This window comes from Sphingomonas sp. SP4 (assembly GCF_058313375.1).
Window position 1 is genome coordinate 186072 of sequence record NZ_JBZFLE010000002.1, and the last position, 16617, is coordinate 202688.

A 16617-nucleotide genomic window follows, 5' to 3' on the forward strand; every position below is an offset into this window, starting at 1 on the left:
GCAGGATGGCCACGAACTCGCCTAGGCGGCTTCCATCTTGCGCGCTTCACGCTTGCGCTCGTGCGGATCGAGGAAGCGCTTGCGGATCCGGATCGCCTTCGGCGTCACTTCCACCAGCTCGTCGTCCTGGATGTAGGCAATCGCCTGCTCCAGGCTCATGCGTTTCGGCGGAGTCAGGCGGATGCCTTCGTCCTTCCCGCTCGCGCGGAAGTTGGTGAGCTGCTTCGACTTGAGCGGATTGACCTCGAGGTCCTGCGGCTTGGCGTTTTCGCCGATGACCATGCCCTCATAGAGCAGCTCACCGGGCGACACGAACAGGATGCCCCGGTCCTCAAGCGCGTTCAGCGCGTAGGCGACAGCCCCGCCCTGCTCCATCGAGATCAGGACGCCGTTCTGACGGCCAGCGATCGGACCTTTGTAGGGGCCGTACTTCTCGAACAGCCGGTTCATGATGCCGGTGCCGCGCGTATCGGACAGGAACTCACCATGATAGCCGATCAGGCCACGTGACGGTGCGGAGAAGGTCAGGCGCGTCTTGCCACCGCCCGACGGCCGCATGTCGGTCATTTCCGCCTTACGCAGCGCCATCTTGTCGATGACGGTGCCGGAGAACTCGTCGTCCACGTCGACGACGACCGTCTCGTATGGCTCCTCACGGCCGTTCGGGCCGTCACGGAAGAGGACGCGGGGGCGGCTGATGCCGAGCTCAAAGCCTTCGCGGCGCAGCGTCTCGATCAGCACACCAAGCTGAAGCTCGCCGCGGCCGGCCACTTCATAAGCCTCGCCGCCGGCAGTCTCGGTGACGCGGATCGCGACATTGCCTTCAGCCTCGCGCAGCAGGCGGTCGCGGATGACGCGGCTCTGCACCTTGTCGCCGTCCTTGCCTGCAAAGGGGCTGTCATTGACCGCGAAGGTCATGCTGAGCGTCGGCGGATCGATTTCGCGCGCATGAAGCGGCTCAGTGATCGCAGGCGTGCCGATGGTGTTGGAGACGGTCGCTTTCACGAGGCCCGCGATAGCGACGATGTCGCCTGCCTTTGCGGATTCGACCGGAACCCGCTCCAGCCCCTGGAAGGCGAACAGCTTGGTGACGCGGCCGTCCTCGACCACGTTGCCGTTCACGTCCATCGCGCGGATCGGCTCGTTGATATTGAGCGTGCCGCTTTCGATTCGGCCCGTAAGAATACGGCCAAGGAAGTTGTCGCGGTCGAGCAGGGTCGCGAGCATCTTGAACTCGCCCGCCGGATCGAGCGAGGGCGCCGGCACATGGTCGACGATCGCCTGGAATAGCGGGGTCAGATCGCCCTCACGGACGTCGTCGGTCGATCCGGCATAGCCCGCGCGGCCGCTCGCGTAGAGCGTTGGGAAGTCCAGCTGCTCGTCGGTCGCCTCGAGGTTGAGGAACAGCTCGAATACTTCGTCGAGCACCTCCGCCGGACGCGCGTCCGGACGATCGATCTTGTTGACGACGACGATCGGACGAAGGCCGAGCGACAGCGCCTTGCCGGTGACGAACTTCGTCTGCGGCATCGGGCCCTCGGCGGAGTCCACGAGCAGGATGACGCCGTCGACCATTGACAGGATGCGCTCCACTTCGGCGCCGAAGTCGGCGTGGCCCGGCGTGTCGACGATATTGATGTGCGTGCCGTTCCACTCGACCGACGTGCACTTCGCCAGAATCGTGATCCCGCGCTCCTTCTCGAGGTCATTCGAGTCCATCGCCCGCTCCTCGACGCGCTGATTCTCGCGGAAGGTGCCCGACTGGCGGAAGAGCTGATCGACAAGTGTAGTCTTGCCGTGATCGACGTGCGCGATGATCGCGACGTTACGCAGGTTCATCTGATTTTCCCGGAAAAAAGTTCGGCGGCCATGTAGTCGCTACCCGCGAATGTTGCAATGCAGCATGAACGGCACCCTTGCTCATGCGTTTAGCCCGGCGAAACCGAAAAGCATGAGGAGGTTATTCATGCCCCGTGGAGCATATACAGCCAAGCAGGACCGCAAGGAAAAGCACATCGAGGAAGGCTACGAAAAGCGCGGCGTTTCCCACAAGGAAGCCGAGCGCCGGGCCTGGGCAACGGTCAACAAGCAGGACAAGGGCGGCAAAAACGCCGGGTCAGGCAGGTCGACCAGCCGCAGCGCCGCTGCAAAAAAGGGTTGGGAAACGCGCCGCAGGCGCGGCAACGGTTAAGCCTTAGGCCCGCTCGAGGATCTCGATCGCGCGTTCAATGGCGCGCAGTTCGCTGTGCGCCAGACGCTCTAGCCGAAGCTCCAGCCCGGAGACGGCCTTCGGCTGGTTCGTTAGTTCCTGACGGCCATGATCGGTGAGGCGAAGCGCGAGGCGGCGGCGATTGTCGGGATCCTGCGTCCGTTCGACCAGATCGGAGCGCACGAGCGCGTCCACAGCGCGGCTGACGGCAGGTGCGCCACGTCCGACTTCCGCTGCAACTTCGTTGAGCGTGGCAGGCTCGTGGGAACCTATCACCGACAGCAATTTTCGGCGAGCACGCTCGGCGCGTGCGGCAGGTCCGTCCGCCACCCAATTCTGGGCGAGCGTGTTGAAACGGTTGGCCAGCGCGGCCGGTGACGACCCCCACATCATGATTGCAGCCTAACAACAATTGGGCACTGCGCAATATTGTTGCGCCGAAGCAGTGGACGAGCGGTTGCGCGAGCGCGACGAAGCCGCAATGAGGTGCGCTTGAGCACGCGCCCGCCCCTCCCCCGCAACGTCTGGATCCTTGGCTTCGTCAGCATGCTGATGGATCTGTCGAGCGAGATCTATCACGCGCTCCTGCCAGCATTCGTGACTTTGGTCCTCGGGCTGCCGGCGACAGCGCTGGGAGCAATCGACGGCATTGCCGAAGCGACGGCCAATTTTGCCAAGCTCGCTTCAGGGCGGCTTTCAGACCGAAGCCTGAAGCGGAAGCCGTGGGTTGTCGCCGGTTACGGCCTCGCCGCCCTGTCCAAGCCACTCTTCCCTTTGGCCAGCAGCGCCGCAACGGTCATGGGCGCGCGGTTCGCCGATCGCATCGGCAAGGGTATTCGCGGCTCCCCACGCGACGCGATGGTCGCCGACGAGACGCCGCCTGAGATTCGCGGGCGCGCTTTCGGATTGAGGCAATCGTTGGACACGGTGGGCGCATTGCTGGCGCCGATTGCAGCGATCGGGCTGATGGCCTGGTTCGCGAGCGATATCAGGTCGGTTTATTGGGTCGCGATCATCCCGGCCTTTTGCTCGTTCCTTCTTGCGTGGGTTGCCTTGCGCGAGCCTGAGGAGCATCGCGCGCCGCTCAAGAAGTCTCCCTTCTTCTCGGGCTTTCGCCATCTCGACGCCGCGACGAAGCGGCTGCTCAAGGTGGGATTCCTGTTCGGACTCGCGCGCTTCTCAGAGGCATTCCTCATCCTCAAGGGACTCGAGATCGGGCTCACCGAGGCGATGTCGCCACTGACCCTAGCGCTCTTCAATCTCGCTTATGTCGCCCTTGCCTACCCCGCCGGCGCGCTCAGCGACCGGATGAGTCCCAAGTCGCTGCTGATGGCTGGCATCGCGGCGTTGATCGCAGGGAACCTGGTCCTCGCCAAAGCCGACAACTTCGCCCTTCTTGCCATCGGCGTGATCCTGTGGGGGGCGCACATGGCGCTGACGCAGGGCATCTTTTCGCGCATGATCGCGGACAGCGCGCCTGAGGACCTGCGCGCCACCAGCTTCGGCGCCTTCTGGTTCGTCAGCGGAATCGCGGCCTTGCTTGCGAGCCTTGGGGCAGGCTGGATGTGGGACCGTGAGGGAAGCTCGGCGACGTTCTTCACCAGTGCCGCGGTTGCTGCCGCAGCACTCGCCATGCTGACATTGTTGCAGGAAGAGCGACGCGCTTAAGGAAAGGCGCCGTAGCCGCTTTTTCTCAGTATCTCGGCAGGGTCGCGAGCCTGGATCAACTCATTGAGTGCGGCATGCTTATCGGCTGATCGAGCCATATATTGCTCGGCAATGCGCATGCCGACCCAATAGCCGAGTTCGTCGGGCCATCCCTCCGGAGCGCTGCCCGCGTTCCCGAACCACCGATGGTAGGCTTCCTGCGCTTCGGGGCTGACCTTGTCCCTCGCATCGGTCCCGCGCTTCACGATCGCGGCGTCGGCGAGGAACTGCTGCCAGATCAATCGCTCGCGCGGCCGCGCCCATGCGTCCCGCTTGGGGTCCGGCACTTCGCCGGTCACCACTTCGGTCACATAGTCCGGCACGCCTTCGACGAGCGCCGACGCAAGAAGCAGATCCCTTTTCGCGACGTCGCTGAGATTGGGCTGAAAAGTGTGCACTGTCTCATGCGCGAAAAACTCTCGCATATGATCGTCGAAGGCGTCGCGCGTCGGAGAGAGGCGGCAGATTACCTCGAGCCCAATCACCTGAATGCCTGATGCCGCGGTTCCACCGCTGTTGTTCGCTCCTACCACAACGGCGATCAGGGGCAGGCGGTGATCGGGGAGAATCCTCTTCAACCCCTGGTAGGTCGTCCGAAGTTGAGCGTTCGTTCCAGGGACCCAAGGTAGGCAGCGATTGACTGCATCGGCGTAAATCTGGGGCTTCGCCGCGATGACCTGTGCCAAGTGGTCCGCATTCTCGATGCGCCCGCGCATGAACACTTCGATCCCGCGGCCGCCGTAATCGAGATAGGTCCTTTGGACATCCGCGGCCGTGGGCTTTCCATTGGTCCCGCGCCACAGATCCGCGAACCGTCGCGCGGCACTGTCATCGATCCTGATCGTGAGTGGATCGGCTTGCGCATTCGCACCCGTCGCCAGGAATAAGGCGACGAGACCTGCGAAGGCTTTCCAAATCATCCGCGAGCCCTGCTCAATTCAACGGGTAAACTTCTCGCCCTTTTCCGCCTTCTCAAGCAAGAGGTTCGAGAAGCTGAACTCCGGCTTCATCCGCTCTTCCTGCCGCTTGAGGCCCTCGACGATCTTGTCCGGTCCGACCGTATCGGCCCAGAACATCGGGCCGCCGCGATAAACGGGCCAGCCGTAGCCGTAGACCCAGACCACATCGATGTCGGAGGCGCGCTGGGCGATGCCTTCTTCCAAGATCTTCGCGCCCTCGTTGACCATCGTATAGAGCGTGCGCTCGACAATCTCCTCGTCGCTGATCTCGCGGCGCTCGACGCCCTGCTTCTTGGCAAAGTCTTCGATGATCTGCTGGACGACCGGCGACGGCGTCGGCCGGCGCTTCTCGTCATAGTCGTAGAAACCGGCGCCCTTCTTCTGTCCCCAGCGATCGATGGCGCAGAGGGCGTCGCGGACATTCTCGATCCGGTTCGGATCGCGGTGCCAACCGATGTCGACGCCGGCGAGGTCGGCCATCTGGAACGGCCCCATGGGCATGCCGAACTCGACATGGACTCGATCGACTTGCTCTGGCGTCGCGCCTTCTAGGAGCAGCTTGGTCGCCTCGATCTGCCGCGGCATCAGCATGCGGTTGCCGATGAAGCCGTGGCACACGCCCGCAACCACCGGCACCTTCTTGATGCGCTTACCGATCTGCATCGCGGTGAGCAGCACGTCCGGCGCAGTCTTGTCGCCGCGCACGACCTCGAGCAGCTTCATCACGTTGGCAGGCGAGAAGAAGTGCATGCCGACGACATCGCTGGGTCGCGAGATGCTCGCCGCGATCTCGTTGATGTTGAGATAGGACGTGTTGGACGCGAGGATCGCGCCGGGTTTGGCGATCTTGTCGAGGCGGCCGAAGACCTCCTTCTTCACGTCCATATTCTCGTAGACCGCTTCGATGATGAGATCGCAGTCGGCCAGCGCCTCGAAATCGAGCGTGGGCTTCAAGAGCCCCATCGCCTTTTCGACCTGTTCTGTCGTCATGCGGCCCTTCGAGGCAGTTGCCTCGTAATTCTTGCGCATCAAACCGGTGCCGCGATCGAGCGCATCCTGGCCCATCTCGACGATGGTCACCGGAATCCCGGCCGACAGGAAGTTCATCGAGATGCCGCCGCCCATGGTGCCGGCACCGATCACGCCGACGCGCTTGATATCGCGCGGCCGTACGTCGTCGGCGAGGCCTTCGATCTTCGCGGCCTTGCGCTCGGCGAAGAAGAAATATTGCTGCGCCTTGGCCTGGGTGCCGCTCATCAGCTCCATGAACAGCCGGCGCTCTTCGAGCACGCCTTCGGAATAGGGCTTCTCGCAGGCGATCTTCACCGCCGCGACGTTCTTCATGGGAGCATCGAAGCCGCGGAACTTGCGCCCGTTCTCCTTAAGGAACGTCTCGAACGTCTCGGGATTGCACTCGTTGAGCTTGTCCTGCCGCTCCGAACTTTTCGGCAGCGGGCGCACGTCGCGCACTTCCTCCGCATAACCGACCGCGTGGGGGATTAGCTCGCCCTCGATGAGCCGGTCGACGAGGCCGCACTCAAAGCCTTCCTTGGCACCGATGGGGTTGCCAGTGGCGCACATCTCCAACGCCTTCCGAACGCCGGCAACTCGCGGAAGGCGCTGCGTCCCGCCCGCTCCGGGAAGAAGTCCGAGCTTCACCTCCGGCGTGCCGAGCTTCGCTGAAGGATCCGCGACCCGGTAATGGCAGGCGAGCGCAACCTCGAGGCCGCCCCCGAGCGCCGTTCCGTGGATCGCCGCCACCACCGGCTTCGTGCAGCTTTCGATCCGGTCGACGACCTGCGGGAGCATCGGCTGCTCGAACGCCTTGGGCGTGCCGAATTCGGAGACGTCGGCGCCCGCGAAGAAGGTCTGGCCCTCGCAGGCGATGACCACGGCCTTCACACTGTCGTCCGCTTCGGCCTGCTCGATTGCCGCGACCAGGCCCTGCCGCACGGCATGTCCGAGCGCGTTCACGGGCGGGTTGTTGCTAAGCACGATCATGACGTCGCCGTGCTTGCGGGTCGAAATCGGGCCGGTTGTGGGCTTGTCGCGAACGTCAGTCATGTCAGGTCTCCCGCGAGCGGCGCTAAGCTGCTGCTTACAGCCTTGCAAGTCCGACTCGGGCGTTGCTGACAATCGCGGGATTATGGCCTACCGGCTCCCGCAAAGAAGCGACCGACCAAAGGATTAAGCGTGGATTACAAGGATCAGACGTTCGAAAACACTACGGTTCAGCTGGACGACAACACGTTCGAGAAGTGCAGCTTCAATAATGTGACGCTGCAGTATTCGGGAGGCTCACTGACCATGAGCAACTGCGATTTCGATCGCTTCAGCTTTCAGTTTGGCGGGAATCTCGCGAACGGGCTCTACGCGCTTTACCAGCTGTTCGGCACAGAGGGGATGTTGCAGATCATCCGCGGCTTTACGGAGCCGAGCAAGGGTGGCGAAATCGAGCTGCAGCCGAAGGATTGACGCTTCGGGCCTCGGCGTCAGCCGCGGGACTTGAACCCGCCGACGATGCCGAGGATAAAGGCGGTTACCAGCGCAAGCTGGACCTTTCCGTCCGGGTCGTCCCAGCCGAAATACCTGCCGCCCCAGCCAACCAACGCGATGAACATGGCAATCGCTATACCGGCGGCCATGTGGAATCCTCCTACGCTAAATACCCCACGGAGCGCTGATTATCCGCTCAGCAGGGTAAACAGCCGGTAAAGGTTGTGCCGCTCAGCGGGTGGCGCCATAGGGCTGCCACAGTCGCAAGCTAGCAGGCGAAACACATGAAAACGCGCGTCTTCATCACCCTGAAGCCCGGAGTCCTCGACCCGCAGGGCAAGGCCATCCATCACGCTTTGGAGGGCCTCGGCTTTTCCGGCGTCAACGATGTGCGGGCGGGGAAGCTGATCGAGCTGGACCTTGCCGACGACACACGCGATTCCGAGATCGAGGACATGTGCCGCAAGCTGCTGGCCAATACGGTCATCGAGAATTTCCGGATCGAGAGGCTCGAGAACGCATGAAAAGCGCCGTCATCGTCTTCCCCGGCTCCAACTGCGACCGCGACCTCGCCGTAGCTCTGGAGCAGGTGACGGGCCGCAAGCCAGCGATGGTGTGGCACCGGGACAGCGAGCTGCCTGAAGGAACGGATTTCATCGGCGTTCCCGGCGGCTTCTCTTACGGCGACTACCTGCGTTCAGGCGCGATGGCTGCGCGGTCGCCGATCATGCAGGCCGTGAAGGAGGCCGCAGCCCGCGGCGTGCCGGTAATCGGCATCTGCAACGGCTTCCAGGTGCTGACCGAGGCCGGGCTGCTCCCCGGTGCGCTGATGCGCAACGCGGGGCTGAGCTTCGTCTGCAAGGCCGTGCGTCTGCGCGTCGAGAACAGCCAGAGCCTGTTCACTTCGCAGTATGACAGCGGTGAAACCGTGACCTTCCCGGTGGCCCACCATGACGGCAATTTCCAGGCAGACGGCGAGACGCTCGATCGCCTCGAGGGCGAGGGCCGCGTGGCGTTCCGCTATCTCGACGACTGCAACGGCTCGGCTCGCGACATTGCGGGCATCCTCAACGACAGCGGCAATGTGCTCGGCCTGATGCCCCACCCCGAGCGCGTCGTGGAGCCAGCCCATGGCTCGTTGGACGGGCGCCGCTTGTTCGAGGGCCTGTTGGAAACGGTCGCCGCCTAGAGTGCGAACCTACATCGGCATCACGGGCCTGATCTTTGCCCTGATGTTCGCTGCCCACCTCGCTCGGGGCTATGCCGAAGGAGCTCAGATCTTCCGGGAGCCGATCATCATGCTCACGACCGCACTCTCCCTGGGGTTCGCCGTCTGGGCGGTGTTCCTTCTGGCTAGACGTCCGTCGTGAACGGGCTGAAGTCGGTACCGACGTCGTACACGTCGACGCCTTCCTTTCGCTTGAGCCAGCCGACGACCAGGTAAGTCGCCGGTGTGAGCAGCACCTCCCAGCTCACCTTCAGTACGAACTGGCTGAGCATCACCTGCAGCATGATGTCCGCAGGCCAATCCGCCATTCCGTAGAAAGCCAGCGGATAGAAGATGAGGCTGTCCGCCCCTTCGCCGGCGATCGTGCTGCCAATGGTGCGGGTCCAGAGATATTTCCCCTCGGTCCAGATCTTCATCTTCGCGAGCACGACGGAATTGAGGAAGTCGCCGACGAAGAAGGCGGTCATCGACGCAATGATGATCCGCCAGCCGGACCCGAACACGCGCTCGTAAGCCGACTGGCCGTTCCACCCCGGCGCGACGGGCAGGTGGACCACCGTCCACTCCATGATGGCCATGAAGGCTAGCGCTGCGAAGCCCGCCCAGATCGCACGCCGGGCGCGGGCGTAGCCGTAGACCTCCGTCAACACGTCATCGATTACGTAGGAGATAGGGAAGAAGAGGATTCCGGCGCCGAACGGCCACAGGCCAATGCCGGGGATCGGAACGACGGAACGCTTCTCAGCCCCGATGACGTTCGACAACAACAACACCACCACGAACGCGACCATGACGAAATCGAAGTAGCGGAAGCGCGCGCCGTGCATCGTGCGCGCCTCGACGTGCCGCAGCCCCTCCCCTTCGGCTTTCATGAGAGTGGCGTAGCGCGGTTCCGCTTCGCGTCAAATCCGGTTACGTCACATGCGTGCGCGCCCGTAGCTCAGTTGGATAGAGCACGAGCCTTCTAAGCTTGGGGTCGCAGGTTCGAATCCTGCCGGGCGCGCCATCTATGACCTTCCCCTGGTAGGATAGAGGGAAGCAAGATGAATGAAAACGCGCAGGAAAGGTATGCGCGGCGCAACGGTGTAATGGCTGCGAATGCGCGGTAGCAGACAGTCACTTTGCGGTGAGTGTGCGCGAGAGCTGCCGTCAGGTCACAAGGGCTTCCGGCTTACGCCTCATGTGATAGCCCGATCTCCTATGCTGTCCTGAAACGCTCGCGGCAGCGACTGCGGCGAGAGCCGCCAAGCTTAGACCACTGTTGATGACCCAGTGCAGCTTAAGCTACTATCGACGGCTGAGGGGGCTACTTCGGCAGGGGGCTTCTCATGCCTGCACAGACCATGCGTCCGGACCCCACGTTTCATCCATCACCCAAACTCGCGATGGAAGCACCACCCGAAGAGTACGCCTTCGTCGTGATGCTAAGCGGCGACCGCTCGCAACCGGATGCGCTGGGGGTAGTGGACACGAAGCCCGATTCCGATCGCTTCGGTGAGATCGTGCACACTGTCGCCATGCCGAACAGCGGCGACGAGTTTCACCACTTCGGCTGGAACGCCTGCAGCTCCGCTCTGTCGCCCCTTTCGGGCCATCCGTTCCTGGAGCGCCGGTTTCTCATCGTTCCCGGCATGCGCTCGTCGCGCATCTACGTCATCGATACCAAGCCCAGCCCGACCGACGCGAAGATCCACAAGATCATCGAGCCGGAGGAGATCTTCAGCCGGACTGGCTACTCGCGCCCGCACACGGTCCATTGCGGCCCTGAGGGCATCTACGTCAGCACGCTTGGTGGCGCAGGCCCGGAAGGCACGGATGGCCCGCCGGGCATCTTCATCATGGACTGCGAGACGTTCGAGGTACTCGGCCGGTGGGAAATCGAGCGGGGCCCCCAAAAGCTTCACTACGACTTTTGGTGGAACCTTCCGCGCGACTATATGGTCTCGAGCGAGTGGGCCGTGCCGCCCCAGTTCGAGAACGGCATCGTCCCCGAAGACCTGCTCGGCAATCGCTACGGCCACCAGCTTCACTTTTGGGATCTGCGCGAGCGCCGGCACGTGCAGACCATCGACCTCGGATCCAATCACCAAATGGCACTCGAGGTCCGGCCCGCACATGATCCGGTGAAGGAATACGGGTTTGTCGGCGTCGTGGTCGACACGACCAACCTCGAGGGCTCGATCTGGGCCTGGTGGCGCGAGGACGGCGAGTTTCGTGCAGAAAAGATCATTACCATCCCGCCCGAACCCGCAGCCAAGGACGACCTGCCGCCGCTGCTGCAGGGTTTCGGGGCGGTCCCCCCATTGATCACCGACATCGATCTCTCAATGGACGATCGCTATCTTTACGTGTCCTGCTGGGGAACTGGAGAACTCCGCCAGTACGACGTCAGTGATCCGCGCAATCCCAAGCTCAACGATAGCTTGCAAATAGGAGGGATCGTCCGAAAGGCCAGCGGACCGAAGGGCAGGAAGTTCCAAGGTGGACCGCAAATGGTCGAGATCAGCCGCGACGGCCAGCGCGTCTATTTCACGAACTCGCTTTATTCTTCCTGGGACGATCAGTTCTACCCGGCGGGCGTCGATGGAGCGATGGCGCTGGCGCGCGTCGACGCTGGCGGGAAGATGACGCTTGCAGAGGACTTCACGCCAGCGTTTCCAGACGGCTATCGCGCACATCAGGTGCGCCTTGGCGGCGGCGACTGCTCAACGGACTCCTTCTGCTATCCATCCGCCTGACCGGTGACAGGGGGGGACGCAGCCGGACTGTGGATCATGGTGATTGCCATGGGGCTATACCATGGCCTGAGTCCAGGAATGGGGTGGCCCCTGGCAGTCTCCGCCGCGTTGTTCGAGGGCCGCGTGTCCGCGCTGTTCAAGGCCTTGCTGACAATTGGCGCTGGCCATTTTGTCGCGATAGGCGCCTTGCTCCTTCCGTTTGCAGCAATTCAATGGATTGGGATGCGCGCTTCCGTGGTCCGCGCGGGAGGCGGCCTACTCGTGATGGCATTCGGAGTCCTGCTGCTGATCCGCTCACGACATCCCCGAATGCTTGCACGCGTGCGGCCGAACCGACTGCTACTTTGGGCATTCCTCATCGCCATCGCTCACGGCGCGGGCTTGATGCTCGTGCCGATGTACCTTGGTATTGTTGGCCACCTGCATGTGCAGCACATCGCCGGCGCGATGCCAGCGCTCTGGATTGTGCTCGGCGTTTCCATTCTCCACACCCTGACCATGGTCGCAGGCGCCAGCATACTTGCGTGGCTAGTGTACCGCTATCTCGGCTTAGGGGTTATTCGGGAGAGCTGGTTCAACCTCGATCGTCTCTGGGCGATTAGCTTGGTCGCGATCGGCGCCGCAGGTGCCGTTTCGAGCTGAGTCGAGCGTTTCTGGCAGTCACCGAACGGCCCGACGGCCGAAACTGGCCACCTGACCGTCCGCTTACGTCTCAGCGTGCTGCGGCTAACTTCGTCCTAAACTCTATGAGCGTGCACGTTCCAATCGACGGGGCCGTGCACACCCTTCAGTCTACGCGACGCGGACGATTGCCAGATCGTCCAACGGCGCGCACCGAAGCGCGGCTGTGACCCAAGGCTGCGAAGCCAAAGCGGGCGTTCGAACGTTGCGCTGACCCGGTAGTGCCTGTCGAACCGACGGGTGAGGTAAAGAACGGCGTGCTTGCCGTAGCGCGCCTCCACAATCCGCAGAAAATCGCCGAGCTCCCTGTGGAACTTCGCGCGTGACGGCCGGTGGCGGCAGTTCCCGGGAAATTCGAGGTCAACGGCTGGCGCCAGTGCTGCTGTTTCGGCTGGCACATGGCGCACGAAATGCACCGCCTGATCGCGGCCGCTTCGACAGAGCGTGAAGAAGTGGTAGGCCCCTCGGCGAATACCGGCTGCGTGGGCTGCTCTCCAATTAATCGCAAACCGCCTGTCCGTCCGGTCCGCACCCTCGGTTGCTTTGATGTACGCGAAGTCGACACCCTGGCGCGGCAATTTCGACCAGGCAATGCGCCCCTGGTGATGGGACACGTCGATCCCCTGGTACGGATACCGTCGTTCGGAAGGATGCCATCCTCTGGCTGCGTGCGATGCGGCGGCGCTCGCTAAGGAAATCACCGCAACTGAAATGAGCACGACCCACTTGCAGAGAGCGGCTGCCATGAAGCCGAGGCTAATCGTCGTCCCTCATCACGACAACGGCCGTACAACCGCTTCGAACACGGCGCGGCGCATACCAGCTTCCAGCGGTCGATTATTCAACAGCTGAGCCCTCCACGAAACGCATAAACTGTCAGCATCCCGCACATTTCGGAGTGACTGCGCAACGATGATTGGCAGTGGAGGTTCTCCACTGCATGGCCGAGGGCTCCTCACGCACTGCCGTCATTGCCGCGCTCGTCGGCAACCTGCTGATTGCCGTGACGAAGGGTGTTGCGTCCGCTCTCTCAGGCAGTTCTGCGATGCTCAGTGAGACGATCCATTCGCTCGTCGATACCGGTAACGAGGCCCTGCTGCTCTACGGGCAGCACCGCGCAGGGAAGCCGCCTGACCGCCTCCACCCGTGGGGCTACGGGCGCGAACTCTATTTTTGGTCCTTCGTGGTCGCGCTGCTGATCTTCGCCATCGGAGCATGCGTGACGATCTACGAAGGCGTTCAGCATATCCGGAACCCCGAACCGATCACGAAGCCGCTGATCAATTTCGCGGTTTACGCCTTCTCCGCGCTTTTTGAAGGCGTCAGCTGGTGGTTCGGCTGGTCGGCGTTCAAGCGAGTCCGCGGCAATCGCTCCATCCTTGCGGCGGTGGAGGCAAGCAAGGACCCGCCGAGCTTCATGGTCCTGTTCGAAGACAGCGCCGCTCTGATCGGACTCGCCGTCGCTGCGATCGGCACCGCGCTGAGCATCCACTTCCGCGCACCATGGATCGACGGCGCAGCGTCCATCGCCATCGGCCTCGTGCTGGCCGGTGTCGCCCTCTTGTTGGCGCGTGAAAGCAAGGACTTGCTGATCGGCGAGCGTGCCGGGCCGGAGATCGCCCGCGCGATCCGTGACGCAGCGGAACGCCAGCCCGGTGTCGTCGGCGTGGAAGGAATCCTGACGAGTCAGCTCGCGCCGGATCAGGTCATCGCTAATGTCGGCCTGGAGTTTGAAGACCATCTTCGGACGCCGGAAATCGAGCGGCTGATCGCCGATCTGGAGACGAAGCTGCGAGACAAGCACCCGGATCTGTTCAGGATCTTCGTCCGGCCTCACCCCAAACGCTTTCAGGGTCAGGTTGGACTGCTCGATGTCGGGCCGGACTCCGGCAGCTGAGCCGCCGGAGTCCCGACCAATGTCAATGACATGCGTCAATTGGTTTGCTGATATTGTCTGGAACGTGACGCGAAGCGAGGCTTTCTCCTTTGGCGGGGGCGATGGAGAAATCGTCATGGCTGACACACTGAACGGTTGCCGCGTTGCGATCTTGGTTACGGATGGCTTCGAGGAAGTAGAATTGACGAGGCCACGTCAGGCGCTCGACGACGCGGGTGCCGAGACGTCCATCGTCTCTCCCAAGGACGGCACGGTTCGAAGCTGGCGCTTCACGGATTGGGGAGAGGACTTCCCGGTCGACGTGCGGCTGGCCGACGCGAGGCCCGAGGACTTTGATGCGCTTCTGCTCCCCGGCGGTGTGATCAATCCGGACAAGTTGCGGATGGACGAGGATGCGATGACCTTCGCCACCGCCTTTTTCGACGACGACAAGCCGGTTGCGTCCATCTGTCATGGGCCGTGGACGGTGATTGAAACTGGCTATGCGGACGGCCGGCGGATCGCGTCCTGGCCATCCCTTGAGACCGATCTGCTCAATGCGGGCGCCGAGTGGGTCGATCAGCCGAGCGTCACCGACGGCAACCTTACCACGAGCCGTAATCCGGACGACATCCCTCAATTCAACGAGGCGATGATCGGTCTGTTCGCCAGGCAGAGGACACCTGAGGCCGCCTGAGCCGGCGGCATGCCTAAAGCCGTCGCGAGTTAGCATAGGAGAAAGATGATGATCGACCGCGCATTGTTCGTCCGCATCGAGGCCAAGGAAGGGAAGGAGGACGAAGTCGAAGACTTCCTCAGGAGTGCGCTCGACGATGTGATGGAGGAGGAAGGAACGATCGACTGGTATGCCGTCAAGTTCGGCGCGCGCGATTTCGCAATCTTCGACACGTTCGGAAGCGAGAAGGACCGGCTCGCCCATCTGGCCGGCAAGGTCGGCCGAGCGCTGATCGCCAAGACCCCGACGCTGCTCAACGGCGTACCCAAGATCGAGCATGCCGAGGTGCTGGCATTCAAGGAAGCGGTGGCGGAGGTCCTGTAACGACGTCGCGGTGAGGAGGCAGGCATGCAGTTCCGGCGGTTTGGACCAACGGAGCGTGACGTTCCGATCATCGGCCAAGGCACTTGGGAAATCGATGAGAGTAGGCGCGAGCTTGCGGTTGCTGCACTCCGTCGCGGCATCGATGAGGGCATGACCCACATCGACACGGCCGAAATGTATGGCGATGCCGAATTGCTGATCGCAGAAGCAATCAGTGGCCGGCGGGACGAGGTGTTCCTTGTTTCCAAGGTGCTTCCCCAGAACGCATCAACCACGGGCGTAATCGAAGCCTGCGAACGGTCTTTGTCGCGCCTCAGGACCGATCGTCTCGACTGCTACCTGCTGCACTGGCGCGGTCGGATACCGTTGCGCGAAACTTTCGCCGGCTTCGAGCAACTCGTGCGCTCGGGCAAGATCCTCGCCTGGGGCGTCAGCAATTTCGACATTCCCGACCTTGATGAGGCGCTGCACATCGCCGGTCCGGGCAGGATCGCATGCAACCAGGTGCTATATAACCTCGAAGAACGCGCGATCGAGCACGAGGTCATCCCCTGGTGCAAACGGAACGGCGCAGCAGTCGTAGCCTACAGCCCGTTCGGTCACGGGCGCTTCCCCGATGAGCGCTCGCCGGGAGGAAGGGTGCTCGCCGAGATCGCGGCGGCCCACGACGCAACGCCCCGGCAGGTCGCGCTCGCCTTCCTCGCTCAAGCGGCGTTCGTGATCCCAAAGGCCTCGACGCCGGAACACGCTGCGGACAACGCCGGCGCGGGCGATCTCAAGCTGTCCGAAAGCGAGGTGGCGCGGATCGACGCCGCGTTCCCTCGCGGCCCAAAACCCGCTGTGCTGCCCATGATTTAGCAACTAGTCGCCGACGAAGGCGTGAGCCTGCTCTGCTCCCGCGTTCGGTACGACCGCCTAGAAGGACATTTTCATGTCCTTGCGAGCCCAGCTAATCAGATATCGCATCGCTTCGCTGGCCGCCCGAGGTTTAGCCTCGGCGATTGCTTCGTACACCTTGCGATGGTCGGGAACAGGATCGCGAGACAATGGTCCATCCCTGGTTTTGAACCGTGTTGTCCAGCGAACCGCGGCTCCGATCGTGCTCGCGAGCGCGATGAGCGGTTCATTCGCCGTCGCAGCAAACAAAGTCCTGTGGAAGCGCTGGTCTGCAGCCTGACCCTCAGCGGTTTCGAGCGGATGCTTTGCCATCTCTTCGACCGACGCGCGTAGCAGCACCAAGTGATCCTCCGTACGCCTCTGAGCAGCAAGTGCAGCGGCACCGGGCTCGATCATTTCTCGTAACTCGAACAGGCCGCGCACGAATTCCGGCTGCGGTTCCCCTTCGAAACTCCACGAGAGAACTTCAGGATCGAGAATTGCCCATTGGTTTCGCGGGCTCACTCGAGTGCCTGCCCTTGGGCGGCTTTCAATCATTCCCTTTGCAGCCAGAATTCGGATCGCTTCGCGATACGCCGTTCGCGAGATCCCCAATTTGTTGCTGGCTTCAATCTCGCCGCCGAACTGGAATCCGGGAGGGCGTTTGCCGCTGACAATCTCAATTCCGATCGCCCTCGCTATGGCGCCGTGGATTCGGGGTGGAGTGCGTCGTTCGTGGTTCACAGCCCGCTCCGGAGTTCCGATGGCTGCGCTATACCTGCACCAC

20 protein-coding genes and 1 tRNA gene are annotated in these 16617 nt (G+C 62.7%); 13 read left to right on the forward strand and 8 right to left on the reverse strand.

What is annotated here, in order from left to right; genetic code table 11:
• Positions 1-21: 21 nt before the first annotated feature.
• Complete coding sequence (typA, locus tag AC4GYV_RS10195; protein ID WP_491100601.1) at positions 22-1839, reverse strand: translational GTPase TypA; 1818 nt, start codon at positions 1837-1839, stop codon at positions 22-24.
• Between the two features lie 127 nt (positions 1840-1966).
• Here typA and AC4GYV_RS10200 point away from each other — a divergent pair, with 127 nt between their 5' ends.
• On the forward strand, positions 1967-2191 hold the full coding sequence (locus tag AC4GYV_RS10200; protein WP_491100603.1) for a plasmid stabilization protein: 225 nt from the start codon (positions 1967-1969) through the stop codon (positions 2189-2191).
• Positions 2192-2194: 3 nt separating this feature from the next.
• On the opposite strand, the gene AC4GYV_RS10205 is transcribed toward AC4GYV_RS10200, so the two are convergent.
• Positions 2195-2602: a MarR family winged helix-turn-helix transcriptional regulator gene (locus AC4GYV_RS10205; protein ID WP_491100604.1), complete on the reverse strand. Its 408-nt coding sequence runs from the start codon at positions 2600-2602 to the stop codon at positions 2195-2197.
• A 99-nt stretch (positions 2603-2701) separates the two neighbouring features.
• Between AC4GYV_RS10205 and AC4GYV_RS10210 the strand changes: the two genes are divergently transcribed.
• Positions 2702-3877 carry an MFS transporter gene (locus tag AC4GYV_RS10210; RefSeq protein ID WP_491100605.1) on the forward strand — a complete coding sequence of 392 codons (1176 nt, stop codon included), beginning with the start codon at positions 2702-2704 and terminating at the stop codon, positions 3875-3877.
• Here the strand turns inward: AC4GYV_RS10210 and AC4GYV_RS10215 are convergent.
• Together AC4GYV_RS10215 and AC4GYV_RS10220 are read right to left on the reverse strand one after the other, a co-directional pair.
• Positions 3874-4836 carry a gliding motility protein GldB-related protein gene (locus AC4GYV_RS10215; RefSeq protein WP_491100606.1) on the reverse strand — a complete coding sequence of 321 codons (963 nt, stop codon included), beginning with the start codon at positions 4834-4836 and terminating at the stop codon, positions 3874-3876. The genes AC4GYV_RS10210 and AC4GYV_RS10215 overlap by 4 nt on opposite strands.
• A gap of 18 nt (positions 4837-4854) precedes the next feature.
• A complete protein-coding gene (locus tag AC4GYV_RS10220; RefSeq protein ID WP_491100607.1) occupies positions 4855-6939 on the reverse strand; it encodes a 3-hydroxyacyl-CoA dehydrogenase NAD-binding domain-containing protein in 2085 nt (694 codons plus the stop codon).
• 129 nt (positions 6940-7068) lie between these two features.
• On the opposite strand from AC4GYV_RS10220, the gene AC4GYV_RS10225 reads away from it, so the two are divergent.
• On the forward strand, positions 7069-7350 hold the full coding sequence (locus tag AC4GYV_RS10225; RefSeq protein WP_491100608.1) for a hypothetical protein: 282 nt from the start codon (positions 7069-7071) through the stop codon (positions 7348-7350).
• 17 nt (positions 7351-7367) lie between these two features.
• On the opposite strand, the gene AC4GYV_RS10230 is transcribed toward AC4GYV_RS10225, so the two are convergent.
• Positions 7368-7520 (reverse strand): hypothetical protein, encoded by a 153-nt coding sequence (locus AC4GYV_RS10230; protein ID WP_491100609.1) that lies wholly within the window; start codon positions 7518-7520, stop codon positions 7368-7370.
• Between the two features lie 135 nt (positions 7521-7655).
• Between AC4GYV_RS10230 and purS the strand changes: the two genes are divergently transcribed.
• Genes purS through AC4GYV_RS10245 form a run of 3 tightly spaced genes read left to right on the forward strand, consistent with a single transcriptional unit; the run spans position 7656 to position 8741 of the window.
• The gene (purS, locus tag AC4GYV_RS10235) at positions 7656-7895 is read left to right on the forward strand and encodes a phosphoribosylformylglycinamidine synthase subunit PurS (RefSeq protein ID WP_491100610.1); all 240 of its coding nucleotides are present in this window, start codon (positions 7656-7658) and stop codon (positions 7893-7895) included.
• The gene (gene purQ / locus AC4GYV_RS10240; protein WP_491100611.1) at positions 7892-8560 is read left to right on the forward strand and encodes a phosphoribosylformylglycinamidine synthase subunit PurQ; all 669 of its coding nucleotides are present in this window, start codon (positions 7892-7894) and stop codon (positions 8558-8560) included. The genes purS and purQ overlap by 4 nt, the downstream gene beginning before the upstream one ends.
• A gap of 1 nt (position 8561) precedes the next feature.
• Positions 8562-8741, forward strand: a complete 180-nt coding sequence (locus AC4GYV_RS10245; RefSeq protein ID WP_491100612.1) for a hypothetical protein — start codon at positions 8562-8564, stop codon at positions 8739-8741.
• Here AC4GYV_RS10245 and AC4GYV_RS10250 read toward each other — a convergent pair.
• Positions 8725-9471: a queuosine precursor transporter gene (locus AC4GYV_RS10250; RefSeq protein ID WP_491100613.1), complete on the reverse strand. Its 747-nt coding sequence runs from the start codon at positions 9469-9471 to the stop codon at positions 8725-8727. The genes AC4GYV_RS10245 and AC4GYV_RS10250 overlap by 17 nt on opposite strands.
• A gap of 57 nt (positions 9472-9528) precedes the next feature.
• On the opposite strand from AC4GYV_RS10250, the gene AC4GYV_RS10255 reads away from it, so the two are divergent.
• From AC4GYV_RS10255 to AC4GYV_RS10265, 3 genes are all read left to right on the forward strand, one after another.
• Positions 9529-9605: transfer RNA gene (locus tag AC4GYV_RS10255), tRNA-Arg, on the forward strand.
• 322 nt (positions 9606-9927) lie between these two features.
• Complete coding sequence (locus AC4GYV_RS10260; RefSeq protein WP_491100614.1) at positions 9928-11337, forward strand: selenium-binding protein SBP56-related protein; 1410 nt, start codon at positions 9928-9930, stop codon at positions 11335-11337.
• Between the two features lie 78 nt (positions 11338-11415).
• Positions 11416-11979, forward strand: coding sequence for a hypothetical protein (locus AC4GYV_RS10265; RefSeq protein ID WP_491100615.1), 564 nt, complete (start codon positions 11416-11418; stop codon positions 11977-11979).
• Positions 11980-12074: 95 nt separating this feature from the next.
• Here the strand turns inward: AC4GYV_RS10265 and AC4GYV_RS10270 are convergent, their stop codons facing one another.
• Positions 12075-12632 carry a GH25 family lysozyme gene (locus AC4GYV_RS10270; protein WP_491100616.1) on the reverse strand — a complete coding sequence of 186 codons (558 nt, stop codon included), beginning with the start codon at positions 12630-12632 and terminating at the stop codon, positions 12075-12077.
• Positions 12633-12958: 326 nt separating this feature from the next.
• Here AC4GYV_RS10270 and AC4GYV_RS10275 point away from each other — a divergent pair, with 326 nt between their 5' ends.
• The 4 genes from AC4GYV_RS10275 (at position 12959) to AC4GYV_RS10290 (ending at position 15812) form a co-directional block, all read left to right on the forward strand.
• Positions 12959-13915: a cation diffusion facilitator family transporter gene (locus AC4GYV_RS10275; RefSeq protein ID WP_491100617.1), complete on the forward strand. Its 957-nt coding sequence runs from the start codon at positions 12959-12961 to the stop codon at positions 13913-13915.
• A gap of 115 nt (positions 13916-14030) precedes the next feature.
• Entirely contained in the window at positions 14031-14591 is a 561-nt protein-coding gene (locus AC4GYV_RS10280) for a type 1 glutamine amidotransferase domain-containing protein (protein ID WP_491100618.1), read from the forward strand.
• A 48-nt stretch (positions 14592-14639) separates the two neighbouring features.
• Complete coding sequence (locus AC4GYV_RS10285) at positions 14640-14954, forward strand: putative quinol monooxygenase (protein WP_491100619.1); 315 nt, start codon at positions 14640-14642, stop codon at positions 14952-14954.
• A gap of 24 nt (positions 14955-14978) precedes the next feature.
• Positions 14979-15812 carry an aldo/keto reductase gene (locus AC4GYV_RS10290; protein ID WP_491100620.1) on the forward strand — a complete coding sequence of 278 codons (834 nt, stop codon included), beginning with the start codon at positions 14979-14981 and terminating at the stop codon, positions 15810-15812.
• A gap of 57 nt (positions 15813-15869) precedes the next feature.
• Here AC4GYV_RS10290 and AC4GYV_RS10295 read toward each other — a convergent pair whose 3' ends face one another.
• A complete protein-coding gene (locus AC4GYV_RS10295; protein WP_491100621.1) occupies positions 15870-16574 on the reverse strand; it encodes a FadR/GntR family transcriptional regulator in 705 nt (234 codons plus the stop codon).
• Between the last annotated feature and the right edge of the window lie 43 nt (positions 16575-16617).

What these genes read in the sequence shown, in the direction of transcription:
- AC4GYV_RS10290 (WP_491100620.1), top strand. Translation starts at nt 14,979, where the DNA reads ATGCAGTTCCGGCGGTTTGGACCAACGGAGCGTGACGTTCCGATCATC.
- AC4GYV_RS10250 (WP_491100613.1), bottom strand. Translation starts at nt 9,471, where the DNA reads ATGAAAGCCGAAGGGGAGGGGCTGCGGCACGTCGAGGCGCGCACGATG.
- AC4GYV_RS10260 (WP_491100614.1), top strand. Translation starts at nt 9,928, where the DNA reads ATGCCTGCACAGACCATGCGTCCGGACCCCACGTTTCATCCATCACCC.
- AC4GYV_RS10200 (WP_491100603.1), top strand. Translation starts at nt 1,967, where the DNA reads ATGCCCCGTGGAGCATATACAGCCAAGCAGGACCGCAAGGAAAAGCAC.
- AC4GYV_RS10285 (WP_491100619.1), top strand. Translation starts at nt 14,640, where the DNA reads ATGATCGACCGCGCATTGTTCGTCCGCATCGAGGCCAAGGAAGGGAAG.
- AC4GYV_RS10205 (WP_491100604.1), bottom strand. Translation starts at nt 2,602, where the DNA reads ATGATGTGGGGGTCGTCACCGGCCGCGCTGGCCAACCGTTTCAACACG.
- AC4GYV_RS10220 (WP_491100607.1), bottom strand. Translation starts at nt 6,939, where the DNA reads ATGACTGACGTTCGCGACAAGCCCACAACCGGCCCGATTTCGACCCGC.
- AC4GYV_RS10280 (WP_491100618.1), top strand. Translation starts at nt 14,031, where the DNA reads ATGGCTGACACACTGAACGGTTGCCGCGTTGCGATCTTGGTTACGGAT.
- AC4GYV_RS10215 (WP_491100606.1), bottom strand. Translation starts at nt 4,836, where the DNA reads ATGATTTGGAAAGCCTTCGCAGGTCTCGTCGCCTTATTCCTGGCGACG.
- AC4GYV_RS10230 (WP_491100609.1), bottom strand. Translation starts at nt 7,520, where the DNA reads ATGGCCGCCGGTATAGCGATTGCCATGTTCATCGCGTTGGTTGGCTGG.
- AC4GYV_RS10265 (WP_491100615.1), top strand. Translation starts at nt 11,416, where the DNA reads ATGGGGTGGCCCCTGGCAGTCTCCGCCGCGTTGTTCGAGGGCCGCGTG.
- AC4GYV_RS10275 (WP_491100617.1), top strand. Translation starts at nt 12,959, where the DNA reads ATGGCCGAGGGCTCCTCACGCACTGCCGTCATTGCCGCGCTCGTCGGC.
- purS (WP_491100610.1), top strand. Translation starts at nt 7,656, where the DNA reads ATGAAAACGCGCGTCTTCATCACCCTGAAGCCCGGAGTCCTCGACCCG.
- purQ (WP_491100611.1), top strand. Translation starts at nt 7,892, where the DNA reads ATGAAAAGCGCCGTCATCGTCTTCCCCGGCTCCAACTGCGACCGCGAC.
- typA (WP_491100601.1), bottom strand. Translation starts at nt 1,839, where the DNA reads ATGAACCTGCGTAACGTCGCGATCATCGCGCACGTCGATCACGGCAAG.